At 62.8% G+C, this 3,420-nt stretch carries 2 protein-coding genes and 1 pseudogene; all 3 read right to left on the bottom strand.

Translation table 11 applies throughout. From position 1 onward, the window contains the following. Positions 1-45 precede the first annotated feature (45 nt). Positions 46-2,121 (bottom strand): elongation factor G, encoded by a 2,076-nt coding sequence (locus tag AB5164_RS10005; RefSeq protein ID WP_161115408.1) that lies wholly within the window; start codon positions 2,119-2,121, stop codon positions 46-48. A 306-nt stretch (positions 2,122-2,427) separates the two neighbouring features. After that, entirely contained in the window at positions 2,428-3,192 is a 765-nt protein-coding gene (locus tag AB5164_RS10000) for an amino acid ABC transporter ATP-binding protein (protein ID WP_343007635.1), read from the bottom strand. A gap of 38 nt (positions 3,193-3,230) precedes the next feature. Beyond that, positions 3,231-3,420: pseudogene (locus AB5164_RS09995) on the bottom strand (amino acid ABC transporter permease); the annotation flags it as partial.

The raw sequence follows: 3,420 nt of genomic DNA, 5'->3' as shown, positions 1-3,420 counted from the left end.
GAGCAGCCCTTGCATCGGCATGCATGTTGCAGGCAAAGTCCCACGCTACTTGGCGCGGCCCTCCTCATAGCGCTCCACGAGCTTGGCCTGAACGTCATAAGGCACCTGCTCATAGCCAGCGGGCTTCATGGTAAAGTCACCCGTGCCGCGCGTGATAGAGCGCAGGCGCGTCGAGTAATCCGTCAGCTCGGCCAGCGGCGCCTGAGCAATAACCACGGTGTCTCCGCGCTCATCGGTCTCCATGCCCGTCACGCGACCGCGCGAGGCCGAGATGTCGCCCATCACGGCGCCCGCGTAGCTCTCGGGGATAGTCACCGTGATTTCCTCGATGGGCTCTAGCACCACCGGGTCGGCATCGGCACATGCCTTGCGCAGGCCGATGCGAGCCGCCGCGCGGAACGCCATCTCGTTGGAGTCGACGCTGTGATACGAACCGTCGTACACAGCCACGCGAATGCCCGTGAGCGGGTAGCCGGCAATGATGCCGTCCTTCATGGTCTCCTGGACGCCCTTGTCCACGGCGGGGATCAGCGAGCGCGGAATGCGGCCGCCCACGACCTCATCCACAAACTCGTAGCCGTCGCTCGTGCCGTCGGGCCCAATGAGCGGCTCCACGCGCAGCCAGCAGTCGCCGTACTGACCGGCACCACCGGTCTGCTTCTTGTGGCGGCCCTGGGCGCTCGCCGTGCGGCGGATGGTCTCGCGATACGGAATGCGGATCGGCACGCTCTTGGCCACGACCTTGGTGCGATCCTCCAGACGGTTGAGCAGCACCGAAACCTGCGCCTCACCCACGGCGGAGATGATAGTCTGGCCCGTCTCCTCGTCGCGGTCGATACTCATGGTCGGATCGGCCTTGCAGGCTTTCTCGATAAACGTGTAGAGCTTCTCCTCGTCGCCGCGATTCTCGGCCTCGATGGCGATGCGGTACTGAGAGTTGGGGAACTTAAACGCCGCAGCCTCGACCTTGCCGGTAATCGAGAGCGTATCGCCCGTCTCGGCCGCCAGCTTGGGCGCCACGATGATGTCGCCGGCATAGGCGTGACCGACCTCGGTCATGTCGCGGCCGCACATCACATACAGGTGAGCCAGACGGTCGCTCTTGCGCGTGCGGGCGTTAATCAGCTCAAGACCCGGCTCAAGCGTGCCCGTCAGCACCTTGATAAAGCTGATGCGGCCCTGCTGCGGGTCGGCCAGTGTCTTAAACACAAACGCCACCGGGCGGTCATCGTCACTCGAGATCTTGAGCGAATCGCCGTCGATGAGCGGCATCTCGCCGTAGTCCGTCGGCGCCGGGAAGTACGTCGCGATGTCATCCATCAGCGAGTTGACGCCCTGCTCCTTAATGCAATCGCCCGCAAAGACCGGCACAAAGATGCGCTCGGCGATCGCCTTCGACAGCAGGCCTTCAAGCTCCTCCTGCGTCAGCGTCTCCTCGCCTTCCAAGTACTTCATCATCAGCTCATCGTCAGCCTCGGCCACCAGCTCGCACAGATGGTCGTGGGCTTCCTCAGCCTGGGCACGATACTCCTCGGGAATCTCCGACTCAACGGCTTCGGTGCCGTTGCAATGGCGCGCCTTCATGCGCACCAGGTCGATAATGCCGTCAAAGTCCTCGCCCTCGCCCCAGGGGAGGGTCACGGCGCCTAGGCGCGTGCCAAAGCGCTCCTGCAGCAGGTCCATCGTGGTCGCAAAGCTGGCCTCGGAGCGCGACAAGCGGTTTACGAACACCGCACGCGCCAGGCGCAGGTCCTCGGCGGCGTACCAAAGCTTAACCGTCGTCGGCTGCGGACCGGCCTCGGCGTCGACCACAAACAGCGCCGTCTCGCAGACGCTCATCGCGGCAAAGGCGTCGCCGATAAAATCGGGGTAGCACGGGGCATCGAGCACGTTGATGCGGGCGCCCTTCCAATCGATCGGCGCGATGGTCGTCGAGATGGAGAATGAACGCTTGACCTCTTCGGGGTCATAGTCGAGCGTGGGCTTGGTGCCGTCGTGGCCGCCCAGGCGGGCGGTCTTACCGGAAAGGTGGAGCATGGCTTCGGCGAGTGAAGTCTTGCCCACCCCGCCTTGGCCTACGAGCACCACGTTCCTTACGTTGCCGGTCTTGGGAGCACCCATGATGACCTCCTTGCAGGGTCGCGCGCGATGCGCGACGCCAACGGGGAGAGTTCGCGGTCGATGCCGTCCCGGGAGCAGCATGGTCGGCAGCCGAGCCGACTCACCCTCCAAATGTCCTATGCCACCACCCTACCCTCACAGGCGACTGTCCATGCACACCTTTCGGCGCACGTATGAATACAGGCGGCGAGAGGAAGGGGCGAGCTTGCGAGGCGATTATTGAACCCCACGGATGCAAAAAACCGCCGCAAATCATAAGACCTGCGACGGTTTCGCCTCAATAAACAGTTGAATAAATAGCTGAGCCTATCCCTCGATACGACTCAAGAACTCGCGTGTACGCTGCTCGCGCGGATGGTCGATGACCTGCTCGGCCGGACCCTCCTCTACAATGCGGCCGCCATCCATAAAGACCACGCGGTCGGCAACGTCGCGGGCAAACTGCATCGCGTGCGTCACGATCACCATCGTCATGTTCTGCGCGGCCAGATCCTTGATGACGCGCAGAACCTCGGCCGTCAGCTCGGGATCGAGTGCTGAGGTCGGCTCATCAAAGAACAAGATTTCCGGGTCGAGCGCCAGGGCGCGGGCAATACTCACGCGCTGCTGCTGACCGCCCGAAAGCTCGCAGGGCACCTTGTTCTCGTTACCCGTAAGCCCCATCTGTGCAATAAGCTCGTGCGCGCGGGCCTCCGCCTGCTCGCGCGGGCGCTTAAGCACGCGGATCGGTGCATCGGTGATGTTTTTCATCACGGTATAGTGCGGGAACAGATTGTAGTTCTGAAACACCAGACCAAACCGCGAGCGTGCCTGTTTAGGTACATCGCCCTTTGCGTACACCGCGCCCGAACCCGCATCCGTCGCGACGGCAAGGTCGCCAAACGAGAGCGAGCCACCGTCGAGCGTCTCGAGCAGCGTGGCGCAGCGCAGCAGTGTGGACTTACCGCCGCCCGAAGGCCCGATAATCGCCACGACCTCGCCACGCTTGACCTCGAGCGAGATATCCTTGAGCACCTCATTGCCGCCAAACGCCTTGCGCGCGTTCGATATATTCATTACCGTTCCGGACACGGGAACCTCCATGTGTTTGAAAAGCACGACGGAACAGGCTAGTCGTGGTAGTAGTCAAGTCGCTTCTCGGCGGCGCCCAGCAGCATCTCGACGACGAAGTTAAAGACCCAGTAGATCAGCGCCGCGATTGCAAACGGCACCATGCTCACCTGCGAGGCAACCAGCGCCTTGGCGGTCGAGAACATCTCACCCACGCCGATGGCGAACGCCAGCGACGTGTCCTTGACC

The organism is Collinsella aerofaciens, assembly GCF_040915425.1.
Taxonomy (GTDB): domain Bacteria; phylum Actinomycetota; class Coriobacteriia; order Coriobacteriales; family Coriobacteriaceae; genus Collinsella; species Collinsella aerofaciens_BW.
This window is presented reverse-complemented; position numbering and strand designations above follow the sequence as displayed.